Genomic DNA, 291 nt, shown 5'->3' on the forward strand with positions numbered 1-291 from the left:
GACTCTGACAGCGATTCTGACTCTGACAGCGATTCTGACTCTGACAGCGATTCTGACTCTGACAGCGACTCGGACTCTGACAGCGATTCTGATTCTGACAGCGATTCTGACTCTGACAGCGATTCTGACTCTGACAGCGATTCTGACTCTGACAGCGATTCTGACTCTGACAGTGACTCGGACTCTGACAGCGATTCTGACTCTGACAGCGATTCTGACTCTGACAGCGATTCTGACTCTGACAGCGACTCGGACTCTGACAGCGATTCTGATTCTGACAGCGATTCTGAC

The 291-nt window shown here is 51.2% G+C and carries 1 protein-coding gene; it reads left to right on the top strand.

Annotated elements, in window-relative coordinates; genetic code table 11:
* Positions 1–291, top strand: a 291-nt coding sequence (locus WFN33_RS20510) for a hypothetical protein (RefSeq protein ID WP_336954837.1), incomplete at both ends; no start/stop codon positions are given.

This window comes from Acinetobacter sp. AS167 (genome assembly GCF_037152175.1).
GTDB lineage: Bacteria > Pseudomonadota > Gammaproteobacteria > Pseudomonadales > Moraxellaceae > Acinetobacter.